This is a genomic window from Sphingopyxis sp., assembly GCF_050916055.1.
Classification (GTDB): Bacteria; Pseudomonadota; Alphaproteobacteria; order Sphingomonadales; family Sphingomonadaceae; genus Sphingopyxis.
The window spans coordinates 3,010,967-3,027,111 of sequence record NZ_CP051527.1; the positions used below are offsets into that span (position 1 = coordinate 3,010,967).

Below are 16,145 nucleotides of genomic sequence, written 5' to 3' on the forward strand. Positions count from 1 at the left end.
TTGCGCCGCGAACGTAAGCAGGCTTCGTCCAGGACATCGTCGACTTCGGGCCAGCGGAGCGCTGCGGGCGAGCCGCCGCGCTGGCGCGTCTGGTTGCGGCGGCTGATCCGCTGGTTCCTTGGCCTCGCGCTCGTCGGCGCGGTCGCGCTGGGGGTTGCGGTGGCGATCGCGGTGCAGCGGATGCCGAGTTACGAAGAGCTGAAAAAATCGCCGGCGGGGCAGACGATTCGCGTCCGCGCCGCCGACGGCACGGTATTCCTGTCGCTCGGCCCCAACTACGGCCGCTGGCTGACGCTGCGCGAAACCCCGCAGGTGATGCAAGATGCGATGGTCGCGGTCGAGGACCGGCGCTTTCGCTATCACCCCGGCATCGATCCCGTCGGCCTGGCGCGCGCGGGCGTCGTTGCGGTCGAAAATTACGGGTCGGGGCGGCGGATGCAGGGCGCCTCGACGATCACCCAGCAGCTGGCGCGCAACATCTTTCTGTCGAACAGCTACACCGTCGGACGCAAGCTGCGCGAAGGCGTGCTGGCGATGGCGCTCGAGTGGAAATTCTCGAAGGACGAGCTGCTCGAACTGTATCTGAACAAAGTGTATTTCGGCGGCGGCAGCTATGGCATCGACGCGGCGTCGCGGCGCTTTTTCGGGCATAGCGCGACCGAAATGTCGCTGTCCGAGGCGGCGGTGGTCGCCGGGCTGGTGAAAGCACCGTCGCGCTATTCGCCGACCGCCGACGCCCAGGCGGCGCTCGGACGCGCCGGCGTGGTGCTGAGCGTGATGGTCGACGCCGGGGTCATCACCCAGGCGCAGGCCGACAGCGCCAAACCCGCGGACGTCCAGCTGGCGCAGGAGACGGGCCAGAACAGCGCGCGTTATTTCAGCGACTGGGCGCTGCCGCAGCTCGACCTGCTGATCGACGAAGGCAGCGAAGCGCTCGACGTCTACACGACGATCGACCTCGGCATGCAGCGCGCGGCGACCGCGGCGATCCAGGCCAACACCCCCCGCGGGGTGCAGGGTGCGCTGGTCTCGCTCGACCGCGACGGCGCGGTGCGCGCGATGATCGGCGGCACCGATTATGTGACGTCGAATTACAACCGCGCGACGCAGGCGGTGCGCCAGCCGGGATCGGCGTGGAAGTTGTTCGTGTATCTGGCGGCGCTCGAGGCGGGATATAAGGTCGATGACGAAGTGGTCGACGAGCCGGTGACGATCAACGGGTGGAGCCCGCGCAACTCGTCGGGGCGCTTTGCCGGTGCGATGGATCTGCGCAGCGCCTTTGCCTATTCGGTCAACACCGTCGCGGCGAAGCTGGGCGACGAGATCGGTTATTCGTCGGTCGCCAACATGGCGCGGCGCTTTGGCATCACCACCCCGGTCAACACCCATCCCTCGATGGTGCTGGGCAGCGCCGAAGTGAGGGTGATCGACCTGACCACCGCCTTTGCCGCGGTGGCGCGAAAGGGCGTGTCGGTGCAGCCCTATGGCATTACCAAGGTGACCACCGCCGACGGCCGCCTGCTCTACCAGCGTCCCGCCGAGCGTGGGCAGGTGCTGGTCGACAATTGGGTCGCGGCGGGAATCACCGACCTGCTGCAGACCGCGGTCAACACCGGCACCGGCCGCGCGGCACAGATAGGGCGACCGGTCGCGGGCAAGACCGGCACCACGACGAGCAACAAGGACGGCTGGTTCCTGGGCTTTTCGAGCGGGCTGACCACCGGGGTGTGGATGGGCCGCGACGATGCGAAAGCGGTCGGCGGTTTGCAAGGCGGCCGCGCCCCGGCGCAGGCCTTTGCCGACTATATGCGCGTCGCGGTCGCGCGGCGGCCGGTCGAAAACTTCGACACCGAAGTCGTGCTGCCCGAATGGCAGCTCGAGGACGAGGGCGAAGCCTATATGGGCGAGCCGGGCGAAGAGGGTCTGGTCGACGAAAATGGCATGCCGATCGAGCTGCCCTATGACACCCGCCCGCCGCTGATCGAGCCTGGCGACGACATGCCGGTCGCGCCGCCGCCGGCCGATGACGGCCCGGTGCTCGACCAGCGCTGGATCGAGGAGCAGACCGGGCGTCGCCCACCACCCGATCCGGCTACCGCGCCGCGCGCGAGCCCGCCGGCCCGAGCCCCGGCACCGGCAGTGGTGCGCACGACACCGCCGCGCCCGGCAGCCGGCGAGGACGAATAGCGACGCTCAGGCGGTGAAACGGTAGCGGTGCAGGCCGCGGCCTTCGCGGCGCAGCCAGCCGCGCGCCGCGGCGACATCGCCGTCGTGGAGCGTGTCGACCAGCGCATGAAAATCGGCGCCATGGTCCATGTGGCGCAGATGCGCGACCTCGTGCGCGACGGTCGCGCGGCGGACATGATCGGGCGCCATGACCAGGCGCCAGCTGTAGCGCAGGTCGCCGCCGTGGGTGCAACTGCCCCAGCGGCTGCGCGGATCGCCGACCCCGACGCGGCCGACCGCAAGCCCCGCCCGCGCGGCGATCTGGCGGCTTTCGCGTTCGAGCAGCGTCAGCGCCTCGGCCTTCAGCCAACGCTCGAGCCGGCGGCCGAGGCTCTCGGCGGGGCCGCCGACGCGCAATGTATCGCCGTCGAGCCGCACCGCGCGCGGCGCCGCCGCGTCCCATGCGATGCACCGGTCGATCCCGAACAGCGGCAGGCGGGCACCGGGCGCGATCAGCACCGGTGCGGCCGCCTTGCCGACCTGCTGCGCCAGCCAGTCCTGCTGCTCGCTCGCCCATTTGAGCGCGCGCGCGGCGCTGGCGCGGCGCGGCAGCGTCAGCCGCAGTTCGCCGCGTGCGCCGTCGAAGACGAGGCGATAGCGGCGCGACTGGGCGTGATGGACAAGCCGCACCGGCCACGCCGTGTCGCCGACCCGGATGTGCGGGCCGTCGCCCGCGGGATCAAACGATACGCTCGACAAGGTGATTTTCCAGCGGTCCCGCGACATCCTCGCTGACCGTCCAGCCGCGGATCGACTGGTCGGCGCGGTGGACGGCGTCGCGATCGCCGCTGATCAGATAATGCCATTCGGGCAGCGGCTGCCCTTCGGCGCGCAGGCGATAGGCGCAGCTTTGCGGCAGCCATTCGATGTCCGCGACCTTGGCCTTGGTCAGCGTCAGGCAGTCGGGAACATGACGGCGGCGACGTGTGTAATCGCCGCAGCGTGCGGTCTTGAGGTCGAGCATGCGGCACGCGACATTGGTCGGGTAGATGCGCCCCGTATCTTCGTCCTCCACCTTGTGGAGGCAGCATTTGCCGCAGCCGTCGCACAGCGCTTCCCACTGCCCGGCGTCGAGCGTGGCGAGCGGCGCTTCCCAGAAAGGGCGGCCATGATCGGCCGGACCTTGCTTCACGCCACCCACTTCGCCAGCTCGGCGGCGACCTTGTCGGGCGCGCCTTCGTCGACGTCGGTCGCCGGGTCGTCGAGCGGCAGCAGCGCCAGCGGCTTGCCGTCGGGGCCCATCAGGAAGGCGAGTTGGCTGTGCGCCATCAGATAGCGGTCGGGCGCCGAGCCTTCGACCTTGTTGTAGGTGACGACGAAGGCTTTCGCGACCGCCGCAATCTGTTCGGGGGTGCCGGTGAGGCCGAGCAGGCGCGGATGATAGCGCGCGACGAAGGGTTTGAGCGCCGCGGGCGTGTCGCGTGCGGGATCGACGGTCACGAACAGCGGTTGGATCTTCGCGCCGAGCGCCGGGTCGGTCTTTTCGAATTGCGCCAGCCCGCGCATCAGTTTTTGCAGGTCGACCGGGCAGATGTCGGGGCAAAAGCTGTAGCCGAAATAGACGAGACGGTAGCGACCGGCAAAGTCGGTGTCGCTGACGCTGTTGCCGTCCTGATCGGTCAGCGTGAAGGGGCCGCCGATGCGCGCGCCCTCGAGCGGCGGGGTGGCGGGCGGCGCCGCAGCCGGGCCGTCGCACCCGGCGAGCGCGAGGCCGCATGCGAGCAGCAGGCTTGCACGCGCCAGCTTTTGCCCCATAATTGCGATATTCATCATGCAGCCAGCCTTGGTCGGCTAGCTGCCGAAAATCAACCTTTGTCGTCGCCGTCGCGACGATGTTTCGGGGGTCGCCCACCATGTTCCGACGCGCGGATATCCGCCTTGCCGCCCTGTTCCTCGTCCCCGCCACGGCGATCGCCGCCCTGGGTACCACGCCCGCGATGGCGCAGTTCCGCGGCGGCTATGCGTTCCTGCAGGCGGTCGACGACCGCGACGGGACCAAGGCGACCGACGCGCTGAAAGACGATGCAACGCTGATCAACACGCGCCATCCCACCAGCGGCGAAACCGCGCTGGCGATCGTCACCAAGCGCCGCGACGGCACCTGGCTGCGTTTCATGCTCGACAAGGATGCCGATCCATCGATCGGCGACCGACAGGGCATGACGCCGCTGATGCACAGCGCGCTGCTCAACTTCACCGACGGCGCCGAAGAGCTGCTCAAGCACAAGGCGCCGGTCGACCAGGCCAACCGGCGCGGCGAAACCGCGCTCGTGCTGGCGGTGCAGGCAAAAAACGTCGCGATGGTGCGCCTGCTCGTCCGCAACGGCGCCAACCCCGACAAGGCCGATCATATCGCAGGCATGTCGGCGCGCGATTATGCCAAGCGCGACGACCGCAGCGGCCAGATCGTCGCGCTGCTCGACGCGAAGGGCGATGCGCCACTGCGCGAACCGGGGGCGACTTTCGGCCCCAATTGAGCGTCAATGTGATAAGTGAATTGACAATCACACTGCGATGTGAAAAGTGGGCGCATGTCCATGCAACTTATCGACCGTATCCGCGCCATCGTCGACGACGGCAGCATGTCGCGCTCCGGCCTCGCGCGCGCCGCGGGCTTGCACGCCAACAGCCTGCGCGACCTGGAATCGCCCAGCTGGAATCCCACCGCCGAGACGCTGCGCAAGCTGGAGAACTGGCTCGCGCACGGCAGCGACCTGTCGCCGATGGCCACGCCCGAAGAGATTATCGCCGAGGCGCGCAACGGGCGGATGTTCATCCTCGTCGACGACGAGGACCGCGAAAATGAGGGCGATCTGGTCATCCCGGCGCAGATGGCGACCCCCGACGCGGTCAATTTCATGGCGACGCACGGCCGCGGCCTGATCTGCCTGACGTTGACCAAGGCGCGGGTCGACCAGTTGGGGCTCGAACTGATGAGCCGCCAGAACGGCACCCGCCACGAAACCGCCTTCACCACCTCGGTCGAGGCGCGCGAGGGGGTGACCACCGGCATTTCGGCCGCCGACCGCGCGCGCACCGTGTCGGTCGCGATCGATGCGTCGAAAGGCCGCGACGACATCGTCACCCCTGGGCATGTGTTTCCGCTGATCGCGCGCGACGGCGGGGTGCTGGTGCGCGCCGGGCATACCGAGGCCTCGGTCGACATCGCGCGGCTGGCCGGGCTCAACCCGTCGGGGGTGATCTGCGAAATCATGAACGACGACGGATCGATGGCGCGGCTCGACGACCTGATCCCCTTTGCGCGGCGCCACGGGCTGAAGATCGGGACGATCGCCGACCTGATCGGCTATCGCCACCGCAATGACCGGCTGGTCGAATGCGTGTCCGACGATCCGTTTGAATCGGATTATGGCGGCGACTGGCGACTCAAATCCTATCGCAACAAGATCGACGGCAGCGTCAATCTGGTGTTGCAGAAGGGGGCAATCGACGCCGACGGTGTGACCCTGGTGCGGATGCATCCGGTGTCGATCTTCGACGATATCATGGGGCGGCCGGGACCGAAAAAGCGCCGCCTGCAACGCTCGATGGAAGCGATCGGCGCGGCGGGCGCCGGGGTCATCGTGATGCTGATGCGGCCGCTGCCCGGATCGGCGGCAGCCGAGGACGTGCCGCCGCCGGCGGGGGGAATGGACCTGCGCACCTATGGCATCGGGGCGCAGATCCTGGCCGACCTTGGCGTCCATGCGATGGAATTGCTGACCCCGTCGCACAACAATCTGGTCGGGCTGGAGGGCTATGGCCTGTCGGTCGTCGGCGAACGCTCGATCCCGGGGGAGGCCGCATAATGGCGCATGTGTTGATCGTCGAAGCCCGCTTTTACAGCCATTTGAACGACATGCTGCTCGATGGCGTGCGCAGCGCGCTGGGCGCCGGAGGCCACAGCCACGAGACGGTGACCGTCCCCGGCGCGCTCGAAGTGCCCGCGGCGATTTCGCTCGCCGCCGACACCGGCCGCTATGACGCCTATGTCGCGCTGGGCGTCGTGATCCGCGGCGAAACCTATCATTTCGAGGTCGTCTCGAACGAGAGCGCGCGCGGCATCATGGCGCTGACCCTCGACGGCCTCGCGATCGGCAACGGCATATTGACGGTCGAGGATGAAGAACAGGCGCTTGCGCGCGCCGACAAGACGCGCAAGGATAAGGGCGGCGAAGCGGCAAAGGCCGCGATCGCCATGCTGGCCCTGAAGGAACAATTCGGCATTGGTTGATCGTCCGCCCCCGGCCCGTTTTTCCGTCGTCGAACGCGGCGGGCGGCTGGTGGTGATCGACAGCGAGACCGGGAAAGTGCCGCTGAGCGCGGCCGAACGCATGGACGCGCACGACCGCCAGCTCGGCGTCGAACCGATCCGCCCTGCCCGCGCCAGCGCCGCCCCCGACATGTCGGCCGCCGCGCGCGCCGAATCGGGGCTGAGCGCGCGCCCGGCACCGGCGCAGCAGAAACGCCCCGACGCCGCGAGCGACCGCGACAAGGGCCGGATTGCCGCGGCGATTGCCGAGCGGAGCCGGAAACCCTGGTCGGAGGCGCCGCCGCGCGACCGGTCGGCGCCGCCGCCCGGCGCCGCGCCCGCGCGCATCGCCGAACGACCGGCGCCGCAAGTGGGCTGCCAGCGCAAGACGATCGTCACCGGCAAATGGTGGGATGCCAAGGGGCCGCGCACGATCGAGCTGAGTCCCAAGGGTCAGCAGGTGCTGAGCGGCGGGTTCGCGACCTTGTTCTTCGTCGTGCTGATCGCGGCGTTCGTGGTGATGGTCATCGAGCCGCTGGTGCTGTTCGTCGGCGCCTTCCTGGCGTTTCGCTTCGGCGGCAACATCATGGGGCCGATCGGCGCCGGGCTGGTCGACAAGGCGATCGCGGAACGGAGTTAGACACAGCGAATCCTCCCTGTGGCGGAGCCATGGGGGAGTCGCAGACGGCGCGCAGCGCCAGAGGGACCGCCGCCGCAGGCGGTGGTGGAGGGGCGCCGACGTTGCGCCAAAGCCCCTCCGTCAACCCTTCGGGCTGCCACCTCCCCATCGCTTCGCCACGGGGAGGATCGATATGGCCTTACGCGTTCACCAGCGCCGGATAATCGGTGTAACCCTCGGCCCCCGGCGAATACCAGGTCTGCGGATTGTCGGCCGACCATTCCGCGCCGGTGCGGATGCGCTCGACAAGGTCGGGGTTGCCGATGAACGGACGGCCGAAGGCGATCGCGTCGGCAACGCCGCTGGCGAGCGCCGCCTCGGCCTTTTCGACGTTGTAATCGCTGTTGAGGATCAGCGGTCCCTTGAACGCCTGGCGGATCGCGGGCGACTGTTTCGGCACTTCGGTGTTGCCGAAGGTGCCGTCGGGGCCGGGCTCGCGCAGTTCGAGGAAACCGATGCCGAGCGCATCGAGCGCCGACGCGGCGGCGGTGAACAGCGGTTCGGGATTGCTGTCGTCGACGCCTTGCGAATTGCCGTTGGGCGACAGGCGCACCGACACGCGGTCGGCGCCCCAGACACCGATCAGCGCCTCGGTCACTTCGCGCAGCAGCCGGATGCGGTTGGCGACCGGGCCGCCATAATCGTCGTCGCGCAAATTGCTGTTGTCGCGCAGGAACTGGTCGATCAGATAGCCGTTGGCGCCGTGCAACTGCACGCCATCGAACCCGGCGCGCTTCGCATTTTCCGCCGCCTTGGCATAGTCGGCGATCAGGCGCGGGATCTCCGCGAGCTCAAGCGGGCGCGCCACTTCGAGGTCGCGGCGCCCGACCGGGGTATGCGCCCGCCCTTCGCCCTGCGTCGCCGATGCGGACACCGGTTGCTTGCCGTCGTTGAACACCGAATGGACGAGGCGGCCCATGTGCCAGAGCTGCGCCACGATGCGGCCGCCGGCGGCGTGCACCGCCTCGGTCACCGGCTTCCAGCCTTCGACCTGCGCATCGGTCCACAGCCCCGGCGCGCTCGGCCAGCCGAGCCCTTCCTGCGAAATGCCGGTCGCTTCCGAAATGATCAGCCCGGCCGAGGCGCGCTGGCGATAATATTCGACCGCCAGTTCGGTGGGCACGAAGCCCGGCCCGGCGCGGCCGCGGGTCAGCGGCGCCATGATGATGCGGTTCGGCGCCGCGATGGCGCCCAGGGTAATCGGGTCGAAAAGCGATACGGCCATATGTCCTCCACTATCCACTTTCTTCGCGACGACCGGAACGGCCGCCGCTATGGCCCGCGAAACTATGAACGCTCGGGCGCCGGCACAATGGTGGGTAGCAAAAGAAAATCTAAATGACCAACAAGTCCGAAAGCCTGGACGCCGCGCCGGTCGCCGCGACGGTGAACCGCTGGGCCTTTGCCGCGCTGGTCGGCGGCAATCTGGCGCTGTCGCTGACCGCGATGGTGGTGCGTTTCGCCGACACCGGGCCGGTCGCCGCCGGGCTGTGGCGCCTCGCGCTGGCGCTGCCGATCCTGCTGGTGCTCGCGTGGCGCGAGACCGGCGGCCGCGCGCCGTCGAATCGCGCGCTGTGGATCGGCGGCGGCGCGGGGATATTCTTCGGGCTCGACCTGGCCGCCTGGCATCTCGGCATCCTGCAGACCAAGGTCGCCAACGCGACGCTGTTCGGCAACAGCGCCAGCCTGTTGCTGGTGTTGTGGGGCATATTGATCGCGCGCACCTTGCCGCGCGGATGGCAGGCGGCGGCGATCCTGCTCGCCTTCGCGGGATCGTTCCTGCTGATGGGGCAAAGCTATGAGGCCTCGCCCGCCTATCTCGCGGGCGACCTGCTGAGCCTGCTCGCGGGGGCGCTCTACACCGGTTATGTGCTGATGATGCAGCGGGTGCGCGGCGACATCGGGCCGTGGTCGGCGCTGGCGATTTCGTCGGCGGCGGGCATCCCGATCCTGCTCGGCACCGCGCTGGCGTTCGGCGAGACGATCATGCCCGGCGACTGGAGCGCGCTGATCGTCCTCGCGCTGATGAGCCAGATCGTCGGCCAGGGACTGCTGATCTGGGCGCTGCCGCGCTTTTCGCCGCTCGTGATCGGGCTGACGCTGCTCGTCCAGCCGGTGGTCGCCGCGGTCGCGGGCTGGATGATCTTTGGCGAGACGCTGGGCCCGATCGACCTCGTCGGCGGCGCGATGGTCGCCGCGGCGCTGGTGCTGATCCGGTTGCCGAGTCGCCGAACAGCGCCTATCTGACGCTCATGGCCTCCATCCTGCCCGCCGACCCGACCCTCGACGAGATTCGCGCCGCGCTCGCGCCGGCGATCGCCGCGTCGGCGGCGTTCGACGGCTTCGGCGACGCCGCGCTCGCCGACGCGGCGGCGCGGGTCGGGGTCGATATCGACGTCGCGCGGCTCGCCTTTCCGGGCGGTGGGCGCGACATGGTCGATGCCTGGTTCGCTGATGTCGACGCGCAGATGGCGGCGAAATGGCCCGCCGAAAAACTCGCCGTGCTGAAGATCCGCGAGCGGATCACGACGCTGGTCGAAGCGCGCATCGACCTGATCGCACCGCATCGCGAATCGCTGCGCCGCGCGCTGTCGCTGCTCGCGCTGCCGACCAACGCGCCGCACGCGGCCAGGCTCGGCTGGCGCGCCGCCGACCTGATGTGGCGGCTCGCCGGCGACACCGCGACCGATTATAATCACTACAGCAAGCGCGCGATCCTGGGCGCCGTCTATGGTTCGACGATGGCGGTGCTGCTGAACGACGAAAGCGACGGCTTTGCCGAGACGCGCGCGTTTCTGGGGCGCCGCATCGATCAGGTGATGCGTTTCGAAGGCTGGAAACACCGCCGCGCCGCGCGCGGCACCGACCGCCCCAGCCTGGCGCGCTTCGTCGGGCGGCTGCGGTATCCGGGGCGTTGAACCCGCCGCGCCGATAAACCGCTGGCGCCGCGCCGCTGTTATTGATAATCGCTCGCAAATGATAAAGTTGCTCGATTCCGCGCCGCTCGGCGTCGCTGTGCGCATTTCCCGTATCGATTGGACCGCCATGTCGCAGGCCGAGGGGCGCCGCTTGCGCGAATTCGGATTGATGGAGGGGGTCGAGGTTACGCCGCTGCACCGCGGCAGCCTGTTTTCGCGCGATCCTTTGGCGCTGACGGTGGGGCGGATGCAGGTGATCGTCCGCGCCCGCCAGGCTGCGATGATCGAAGTCGAGCCCGCGGCATGACCGGTCCGATCCCCACCATCGCGCTGGTCGGCAACCCCAATGCCGGCAAATCGAGCCTGTTCAATGCGCTGACCGGGGCGCGGCAGAAGATCGCCAATTACCCCGGCGTCACCGTCGAGCGCAAGGCGGGCCACGCCAGCTTTGCCGACGGGCGGCCGCTGTCGCTGGTCGACCTGCCGGGCAGTTACAGCCTGACCCCGGCGAGCCCCGACGAAGCGGTGACGCGCGACGTCGTGCTGGGCCAGCAGGCGGGCGAGAAGCGCCCCGACGCTTTGGTGATCGTCGTCGATGCCGCCAATCTCGACAACCATCTGTGCTTCGCGCTCGAACTGATCGCGCTCGGGCTGCCGACGGTGGTCGCGCTCAACATGCTCGACCTCGCGACGCGCGACGGGCTGACCCTCGACCCCGAGCGGCTCGCGCGTGAACTCGGCGTGCCGGTCGTCGCGACCGTCGCGGTGCGCAAGCGCGGCCTGCCCGAACTGCTCGCCGCGATCGACAGCGCGATCCTGACCCACCAGCTCGAAACCCACGACCATGCCGCGCCGCCGCCGACCGACGCCGCGCTGCACCAGCGCGCGCGCGCGATCGCCCGCGCCGCGACCGTATCCGAAACTCCGGTGCGCCGCTGGACCCAGCGCGTCGACTCGGTGCTGCTCCACCCCGCCTTGGGCTTCCTGATCCTGCTCGCGCTGATGTTCGTGATGTTCCAGGGGGTCTATGCCTGGTCCGAAGCGCCGATCGGCTGGATCGAGGGCGGCATCGCCGCCTTGCAGGGCGCGGTCGATGCCGCGCTGCCCGACGGGTTCCTGCGCGGCCTGATCATCGAGGGGATCCTTGGCGGGGTCGGGTCGGTGATCGTGTTTCTGCCGCAGATCCTGATCCTGTTCCTGTTCATCCTGCTGCTCGAAGCCTCGGGCTATATGACCCGCGCCGCCTTCCTGATGGACGGCATCATGGCCAAGGTCGGATTGTCGGGGCGCGGCTTCATTCCTTTGCTCTCCAGCTTTGCCTGCGCCGTCCCCGGGATCATGGCGACGCGCGCGATTCCCGATGCGAAGGACCGGCTGACGACGATATTGATCGCGCCGCTGATGACCTGTTCGGCGCGATTGCCCGTCTACACGCTGATCATCGGCGCCTTCATTCCGAACACCAATGTCGGCGGATCGCCGGTGGGGTTGCAGGGGCTGGTGCTGTTCGGCCTCTATCTGTCGGGCATCGTCGGGGCGCTGGTCGTCGCGCTGGTGCTGCGCCGGACCGTCGCCAAGGGGACGGCGGCGGGGTTCATGATGGAAATGCCGCGGTATCAATGGCCGCGGCTGCGCGATGTCGGCATTGCGCTGTGGCAGCGCGCGTGGATCTTCCTGCGCCGCGCCGGGACGATCATTTTCGTCACCACGATCGCGCTGTGGCTGCTCCTCAGCTATCCCAAGGTGCCGGCGGACAGCGCAGAGAGCCAGGTCGACTACAGCGTCGCCGGGCGCATCGCGAGCGGGCTGGAGGTCGTCGTCGCGCCGATCGGGTTCAACCACGACATCGCGCTGGCGCTGATCCCGGCGATGGCGGCACGCGAGGTCGCGGTGTCGGCGCTCGCGACCGCCAACGCGATCGAGGCAGGCGACGACGAAGAAGCGATGGCGCAGTCGCTGAGCGAGCGCCTGCAGGGCCGCTGGAGCATCGCCACCGCGCTGGCGTTCCTGGCGTGGTTCGTCTTTGCGCCGCAGTGCATTTCGACGATCGCGATCACCCGGCGCGAGACCAATGGGTGGAAATGGCCGTTGTTCATGGTTGGCTATTTGTTCGCGCTCGCCTATGCCGCTGCTGGTATCACTTACTGGACAGCGGTCGCCTTCGGGCTCGGCTGATCCTTCCAACATTCAAGCGGAGCGGAGCGGCATGGCTGGCAGCGTCAACAAGGTAATTCTGATCGGCAACCTCGGCGCCGATCCCGAAATCAAGTCGTTCCAGAACGGCGGCAAGATCGCCAACATCCGCATCGCGACCAGCGAACAGTGGAAGGACCGCATGACCGGCGAGCGCAAGGAACGCACCGAATGGCATAATGTCGTGATCAACGGCGAAGGGCTGGTCGGGGTGGTCGAACGCTTCCTGAAAAAAGGCTCGAAAGTCTATATCGAGGGCAGCCTGCGCACCCGCAAATGGCAGGACCGCGACGGCAACGACAAATATACCACCGAAGTGGTGATCGCGGGCATGGGCGGCACGCTGACCATGCTCGACGGCGCGCCGGGCGGTGGCGGCGGATCGCGCGGCGGCGGCGGCGGCGAGGATAGCTGGGGCAATGGCGGCGGTTCGGGCGGTGGTTCGGGCGGCGGCTGGAACCAGGGCGGCGGCGGCTCGAGCGGTGGCGGCTCGGGTGGCGGCGGCGGCGGCGGACGTCCGCCCTTCGACGACGATCTGGACGACGACGTTCCGTTCTGACGATGGACTGACGCGATGCTGAGCGACACGATCACCGCCGCGGACGTCGCGCGCGGCGTGTGCCGGCTGTTCGCGCAAGCCGGGCTGGTCGCGATCCCCGAAGTGCCGCTGCCCAACGGACGGCGGACCGACCTCACCGCGATCGACGCCAGGGGCAACATCACCATCGTCGAGATCAAGGTCAGCCGTGCCGACCTGCACGGCGACGGCAAATGGCCCGACTATTGCGACTGGTGCGACAATTTTTACTGGGCGCTGGCGGCGGGGCTCGACCCGGCGATCCTCGACACCCCCGATTATCGTCCGGAAACCTCAGGCTTGATCGTCGCGGATCGCTATGGCGCCGCGGTGGTGCGCGAAGCGGCGAGCTGCAACCTCGCCCCGGCGCGGCGCAAGGCTGAACTGCTGCGCGTCGGAAGACTGGCGATGCGGCGGTCGATGGTAGCGATGGATCCTGAGATTGCGGCGGGGTGGGGCGAGGGTTAAGCGCCGCCTGAAAATAATCATTACGAGAGAGTGTCAGGCTGGCCGCGCCTGCATCCGCGCCAGATAGCGCGCCAGAATATCGATCTCCAGATTGACCGACCGCCCTGCCGCCGCTTCGTCGAGCGTCGTCATCGCCTGCGTGTGCGGGATGATGTTGAGGGTGAAATGGGCGCTGCCGTCGGGCTGGTCGGTCACGTCGTTGACCGTCAGCGAGACGCCCTCGACGGTGATCGAGCCCTTCGGCGCGATGTGCGGGGCCAGCGCGACGGGCGCCGCGACAGTGACCGTCACGCTGTCGCCGACCGGCACCACCGACACGATCGTCCCCACCGCATCGACATGGCCGGTGACGATATGCCCGCCCAGTTCGTCGCCGACCTTCAACGCGCGTTCGAGGTTCAGGCGGCGTCCGGCGTCCCACATCCCCGGCGCGGTGCAGGCGATGGTTTCGGCGCTGGCGTCGATCGCGAACCAGTCGCCCTGTGCGTCGCGGCCTTTGTCGACGACCGTCAGGCACGCGCCCGAACAGGCGATCGAGGCGCCAAGGTCGATGGCCGCGGTGTCATAGGCGGTGCTGATGACGAGCCGCGCGTCGCCGCGATCCTCGCGGCTGCGAACGGTGCCGATGTCGGTGATGATGCCGGTGAACATGAAGGGTCCTCAAACTGTGCTGGTGCGCTCGTAGACGTCGAGCCGGTCGCTGCCAAGCAGGCGGCTGTCGGCGAGGCGCCAACGCCCATGCGCATCGGCCAGGTCGGCGAGCCCGATGTCGCCGAGCGCCGCGCGGCCGTCGCCGATCAGAATCGGGGCGCGATAGAGGAGCAGGCGATCGACGCGGTCGGCGGCGAGAAAGGCGGCGGCGGCACCGGCGCCGCCTTCGACCAGCAGCGAATCGACATCGGCGATATCGTCCGGCGACGCCGCGGCGGTCCAGCCGTCTGGCGCCGCGCCGCGCGTCAGCAGATATTTGCGCGGGCTGCGGCTTTCGAGCCCCGCCAGCCGCACGTCGAGCGCCGGCGCGTCGGCCTCATACGTCCCGCGCCCGACGAGGATCGCCTGATGCTGCGCGCGTTCGAGATGGCCGTGCGCGCGCGCGCGGTCGCCGGTGATCCAGCGACTCGACCCGTCGGCGCGCGCGATGCGGCCGTCGAGCGAGGTCGCGAGTTTCAGCGTCGTGAACGGCCGACCGTCCGTCCGGCGCGTCCACCACGGCGCCATCGCGGCGCGCGCCTCGGCCGCCAGAACGTTGAACACGACCTCGATCCCGGCATCCTGCAGCCGCGCGATGCCCGCGCCGTCGGTGCGCGGGTCGGGGTCCTGCGCCGCGATGACGACGCGCGCGACCCCCGCTTCGATCAGCAGGTCGCTGCACGCCGGGCCGCGCGCGCTGACGTGCGCGCAGGGTTCGAGCGTGACATAGGCAGTCGCGCCGCGTGCCGCGTCGCCCGCCATGGCGAGCGCCGCCGCCTCGGCATGCGGGCGCCCGCCGGACTGGGTCCAGCCGCGCGCGATCATGCGACCTTCACGAACGATCAGGCAGCCGACATTGGGGTTGGGCGCCGACCCCGGCCGACCGCGCCGCGACAGCGCGATCGCCGCCGCCATCCAGTCGGCATCGGCGGGCGGGCGGTGCATCTAGTCTTGGCTGGCCGGGGCGGATTGCGGCGTGCGCGCCGCGCGTTCGGCGAGGGTCGAACGCTGTTGCGGCGGCGCCGGCCGCGCCTTGGCCTTCTCGGCCGCTTCGGCGCCAAGGGTCTCGCGCGTTACCCGGTCGGCCTCGGCCGAATCATATTCGACCCCCATCATGTCGGCGAGACGCTGAAACTCGGCGCGCTTTTCGGCGTTGCGGCGCGTTGTTTCCTTGGCGCGTGCGACCCATTCGGCGCGGATTTCGTCGGCGCTGCGGTCCTGCGTCCAGTTTTCGAAATAGACGATCTGCGCCTTTTGCTCTTCGCGCGGGATCAGATGTTCGGAAAAGCCGTAGAAAATGACAAGCGGCAAAACGATTGCGAGACCCAACAGCGGCCAGCGGTGCGGCCGCGGTTCGCGCACATAGGCCCAGAAATCCGCGACGCCGCCGCCGACATCCCAATTGCTCAACATTCCCATGGCGCCAATTTAGGCGATGTCGCGGCGATTTGCGAGGGGGAGAAGATTGCAATCGACGTTCGCCGTCGCCGCCAACGATTGCAAAAAATGCAACTGCAGATGTCTTTTTCGCAGTTGCACAATTCATTGTGCACTGCAATATCACACTTGCCTTTTAGGCATCCTCTCCCAAAACTTTCACGGGCCACCTTCGGGTGGCCCTTTTTTTTGGCCGCAGGCTGTCATCGGTTTCCGCGCCGGAACCGGCAGCTTCAGTCCTGGACCGGCGTCCGCGTTTCGAATCGGCGCACTTCGGCGATGAAGCTGCCCGGCAAGGGCGTCGCGCCGCCGCTGTCGAGATCGATATGCGCGTAACGGATCGCAATGTCAGTCAGCCGCTCCTCGCCGCGAAAAATCGCGCAATGGACGGTGAAGCTCATGCGTTCGAAGCGGCTGATCCGCGCCGCGATGGTGATCCGCTCGTCGAGCCGCGCCGGGGCGTGATAGGTTATTTCGCAGTGGGTTTCGCGAATGTCGGTGCCATATTGGTGAAAATAGGGTCCGGGTTGCACCTCCCCCAGCGCGCGGAAATATTCGGTGACCCCGATATCGGCATAGACCAGATAATTGCCGTTGAAGACGATGTTCTGGCCGTCGATCTCGTTGAACCGAACGCGGACATCTTCCTGCACGCGAAAATCGCCGCGCGGAACGTCGAGGTGACTGCTGTCCATGCGCGCCGGC

General features: G+C 68.4%; 19 protein-coding genes. 11 read left to right on the forward strand and 8 right to left on the reverse strand.

All coding sequences use genetic code 11. The features are described 5' to 3' along the window. A complete protein-coding gene (locus tag HEQ22_RS14635) occupies positions 1–2,187 on the forward strand; it encodes a transglycosylase domain-containing protein (protein ID WP_432768578.1) in 2,187 nt (728 codons plus the stop codon). 6 nt (positions 2,188–2,193) lie between these two features. On the opposite strand, the gene HEQ22_RS14640 is transcribed toward HEQ22_RS14635, so the two are convergent. From HEQ22_RS14640 to HEQ22_RS14650, 3 genes are read right to left on the reverse strand one after another with little or no spacing between them, the layout of a single operon-like run. After that, positions 2,194–2,925: a M48 family metallopeptidase gene (locus HEQ22_RS14640; protein WP_432768579.1), complete on the reverse strand. Its 732-nt coding sequence runs from the start codon at positions 2,923–2,925 to the stop codon at positions 2,194–2,196. Further along, a complete protein-coding gene (locus tag HEQ22_RS14645; protein ID WP_432768580.1) occupies positions 2,906–3,358 on the reverse strand; it encodes a YcgN family cysteine cluster protein in 453 nt (150 codons plus the stop codon). The genes HEQ22_RS14640 and HEQ22_RS14645 overlap by 20 nt, the downstream gene beginning before the upstream one ends. Then, positions 3,355–3,999: an SCO family protein gene (locus HEQ22_RS14650; RefSeq protein ID WP_432768581.1), complete on the reverse strand. Its 645-nt coding sequence runs from the start codon at positions 3,997–3,999 to the stop codon at positions 3,355–3,357. Before HEQ22_RS14650 ends, HEQ22_RS14645 begins: the two co-directional genes overlap by 4 nt. A gap of 80 nt (positions 4,000–4,079) precedes the next feature. On the opposite strand from HEQ22_RS14650, the gene HEQ22_RS14655 reads away from it, so the two are divergent. The 4 genes from HEQ22_RS14655 to HEQ22_RS14670 are packed head-to-tail and all read left to right on the forward strand — an operon-like array spanning position 4,080 to position 7,118. After that, the gene (locus tag HEQ22_RS14655) at positions 4,080–4,703 is read left to right on the forward strand and encodes an ankyrin repeat domain-containing protein (RefSeq protein WP_432768582.1); all 624 of its coding nucleotides are present in this window, start codon (positions 4,080–4,082) and stop codon (positions 4,701–4,703) included. A gap of 54 nt (positions 4,704–4,757) precedes the next feature. Next, positions 4,758–6,035 (forward strand): 3,4-dihydroxy-2-butanone-4-phosphate synthase, encoded by a 1,278-nt coding sequence (gene ribB / locus HEQ22_RS14660; RefSeq protein WP_432768583.1) that lies wholly within the window; start codon positions 4,758–4,760, stop codon positions 6,033–6,035. Continuing rightward, entirely contained in the window at positions 6,035–6,460 is a 426-nt protein-coding gene (ribH, locus tag HEQ22_RS14665) for a 6,7-dimethyl-8-ribityllumazine synthase (RefSeq protein WP_432768584.1), read from the forward strand. The genes ribB and ribH overlap by 1 nt, the downstream gene beginning before the upstream one ends. After that, positions 6,453–7,118 carry a hypothetical protein gene (locus HEQ22_RS14670; RefSeq protein WP_432768585.1) on the forward strand — a complete coding sequence of 222 codons (666 nt, stop codon included), beginning with the start codon at positions 6,453–6,455 and terminating at the stop codon, positions 7,116–7,118. Before ribH ends, HEQ22_RS14670 begins: the two co-directional genes overlap by 8 nt. 178 nt (positions 7,119–7,296) lie before the next feature. On the opposite strand, the gene HEQ22_RS14675 is transcribed toward HEQ22_RS14670, so the two are convergent. Next, positions 7,297–8,382 (reverse strand): alkene reductase, encoded by a 1,086-nt coding sequence (locus tag HEQ22_RS14675; RefSeq protein WP_432768586.1) that lies wholly within the window; start codon positions 8,380–8,382, stop codon positions 7,297–7,299. A gap of 113 nt (positions 8,383–8,495) precedes the next feature. Here HEQ22_RS14675 and HEQ22_RS14680 point away from each other — a divergent pair, with 113 nt between their 5' ends. The 6 genes from HEQ22_RS14680 to HEQ22_RS14705 are packed head-to-tail and all read left to right on the forward strand — an operon-like array spanning position 8,496 to position 13,313. Then, complete coding sequence (locus tag HEQ22_RS14680) at positions 8,496–9,404, forward strand: DMT family transporter (protein ID WP_432768587.1); 909 nt, start codon at positions 8,496–8,498, stop codon at positions 9,402–9,404. Positions 9,405–9,409: 5 nt separating this feature from the next. Further along, on the forward strand, positions 9,410–10,075 hold the full coding sequence (locus HEQ22_RS14685; RefSeq protein WP_432768588.1) for a COQ9 family protein: 666 nt from the start codon (positions 9,410–9,412) through the stop codon (positions 10,073–10,075). Between the two features lie 58 nt (positions 10,076–10,133). Beyond that, positions 10,134–10,382 (forward strand): FeoA family protein, encoded by a 249-nt coding sequence (locus HEQ22_RS14690; protein WP_432768589.1) that lies wholly within the window; start codon positions 10,134–10,136, stop codon positions 10,380–10,382. Then, positions 10,379–12,250, forward strand: coding sequence for a ferrous iron transporter B (gene feoB / locus HEQ22_RS14695; RefSeq protein WP_432768590.1), 1,872 nt, complete (start codon positions 10,379–10,381; stop codon positions 12,248–12,250). The genes HEQ22_RS14690 and feoB overlap by 4 nt, the downstream gene beginning before the upstream one ends. A 31-nt stretch (positions 12,251–12,281) precedes the next feature. Then, complete coding sequence (gene ssb / locus HEQ22_RS14700) at positions 12,282–12,827, forward strand: single-stranded DNA-binding protein (RefSeq protein WP_432768591.1); 546 nt, start codon at positions 12,282–12,284, stop codon at positions 12,825–12,827. Between the two features lie 15 nt (positions 12,828–12,842). After that, positions 12,843–13,313 (forward strand): MmcB family DNA repair protein, encoded by a 471-nt coding sequence (locus tag HEQ22_RS14705; RefSeq protein WP_432768592.1) that lies wholly within the window; start codon positions 12,843–12,845, stop codon positions 13,311–13,313. 33 nt (positions 13,314–13,346) lie between these two features. Here the strand turns inward: HEQ22_RS14705 and HEQ22_RS14710 are convergent, their stop codons facing one another. From HEQ22_RS14710 to HEQ22_RS14725, 4 genes are all read right to left on the reverse strand, one after another. After that, on the reverse strand, positions 13,347–13,964 hold the full coding sequence (locus HEQ22_RS14710) for a riboflavin synthase (RefSeq protein WP_432768593.1): 618 nt from the start codon (positions 13,962–13,964) through the stop codon (positions 13,347–13,349). Between the two features lie 9 nt (positions 13,965–13,973). Continuing rightward, entirely contained in the window at positions 13,974–14,918 is a 945-nt protein-coding gene (ribD, locus tag HEQ22_RS14715) for a bifunctional diaminohydroxyphosphoribosylaminopyrimidine deaminase/5-amino-6-(5-phosphoribosylamino)uracil reductase RibD (RefSeq protein WP_432770891.1), read from the reverse strand. A gap of 30 nt (positions 14,919–14,948) precedes the next feature. Beyond that, positions 14,949–15,416, reverse strand: a complete 468-nt coding sequence (locus tag HEQ22_RS14720) for a hypothetical protein (RefSeq protein ID WP_432768594.1) — start codon at positions 15,414–15,416, stop codon at positions 14,949–14,951. A 257-nt stretch (positions 15,417–15,673) separates the two neighbouring features. Further along, positions 15,674–16,135, reverse strand: coding sequence for an acyl-CoA thioesterase (locus tag HEQ22_RS14725; protein WP_432768595.1), 462 nt, complete (start codon positions 16,133–16,135; stop codon positions 15,674–15,676). Positions 16,136–16,145 lie beyond the last annotated feature (10 nt).

What these genes read in the sequence shown, in the direction of transcription:
- HEQ22_RS14650 (WP_432768581.1), bottom strand. Translation starts at nt 3,999, where the DNA reads ATGATGAATATCGCAATTATGGGGCAAAAGCTGGCGCGTGCAAGCCTG.
- HEQ22_RS14655 (WP_432768582.1), top strand. Translation starts at nt 4,080, where the DNA reads ATGTTCCGACGCGCGGATATCCGCCTTGCCGCCCTGTTCCTCGTCCCC.
- ribB (WP_432768583.1), top strand. Translation starts at nt 4,758, where the DNA reads ATGTCCATGCAACTTATCGACCGTATCCGCGCCATCGTCGACGACGGC.
- ribH (WP_432768584.1), top strand. Translation starts at nt 6,035, where the DNA reads ATGGCGCATGTGTTGATCGTCGAAGCCCGCTTTTACAGCCATTTGAAC.
- HEQ22_RS14675 (WP_432768586.1), bottom strand. Translation starts at nt 8,382, where the DNA reads ATGGCCGTATCGCTTTTCGACCCGATTACCCTGGGCGCCATCGCGGCG.
- HEQ22_RS14680 (WP_432768587.1), top strand. Translation starts at nt 8,496, where the DNA reads ATGACCAACAAGTCCGAAAGCCTGGACGCCGCGCCGGTCGCCGCGACG.
- HEQ22_RS14685 (WP_432768588.1), top strand. Translation starts at nt 9,410, where the DNA reads ATGGCCTCCATCCTGCCCGCCGACCCGACCCTCGACGAGATTCGCGCC.
- HEQ22_RS14690 (WP_432768589.1), top strand. Translation starts at nt 10,134, where the DNA reads ATGATAAAGTTGCTCGATTCCGCGCCGCTCGGCGTCGCTGTGCGCATT.
- feoB (WP_432768590.1), top strand. Translation starts at nt 10,379, where the DNA reads ATGACCGGTCCGATCCCCACCATCGCGCTGGTCGGCAACCCCAATGCC.
- ssb (WP_432768591.1), top strand. Translation starts at nt 12,282, where the DNA reads ATGGCTGGCAGCGTCAACAAGGTAATTCTGATCGGCAACCTCGGCGCC.
- HEQ22_RS14705 (WP_432768592.1), top strand. Translation starts at nt 12,843, where the DNA reads ATGCTGAGCGACACGATCACCGCCGCGGACGTCGCGCGCGGCGTGTGC.
- HEQ22_RS14710 (WP_432768593.1), bottom strand. Translation starts at nt 13,964, where the DNA reads ATGTTCACCGGCATCATCACCGACATCGGCACCGTTCGCAGCCGCGAG.
- ribD (WP_432770891.1), bottom strand. Translation starts at nt 14,918, where the DNA reads ATGGCGGCGGCGATCGCGCTGTCGCGGCGCGGTCGGCCGGGGTCGGCG.
- HEQ22_RS14720 (WP_432768594.1), bottom strand. Translation starts at nt 15,416, where the DNA reads ATGTTGAGCAATTGGGATGTCGGCGGCGGCGTCGCGGATTTCTGGGCC.
- HEQ22_RS14725 (WP_432768595.1), bottom strand. Translation starts at nt 16,135, where the DNA reads ATGGACAGCAGTCACCTCGACGTTCCGCGCGGCGATTTTCGCGTGCAG.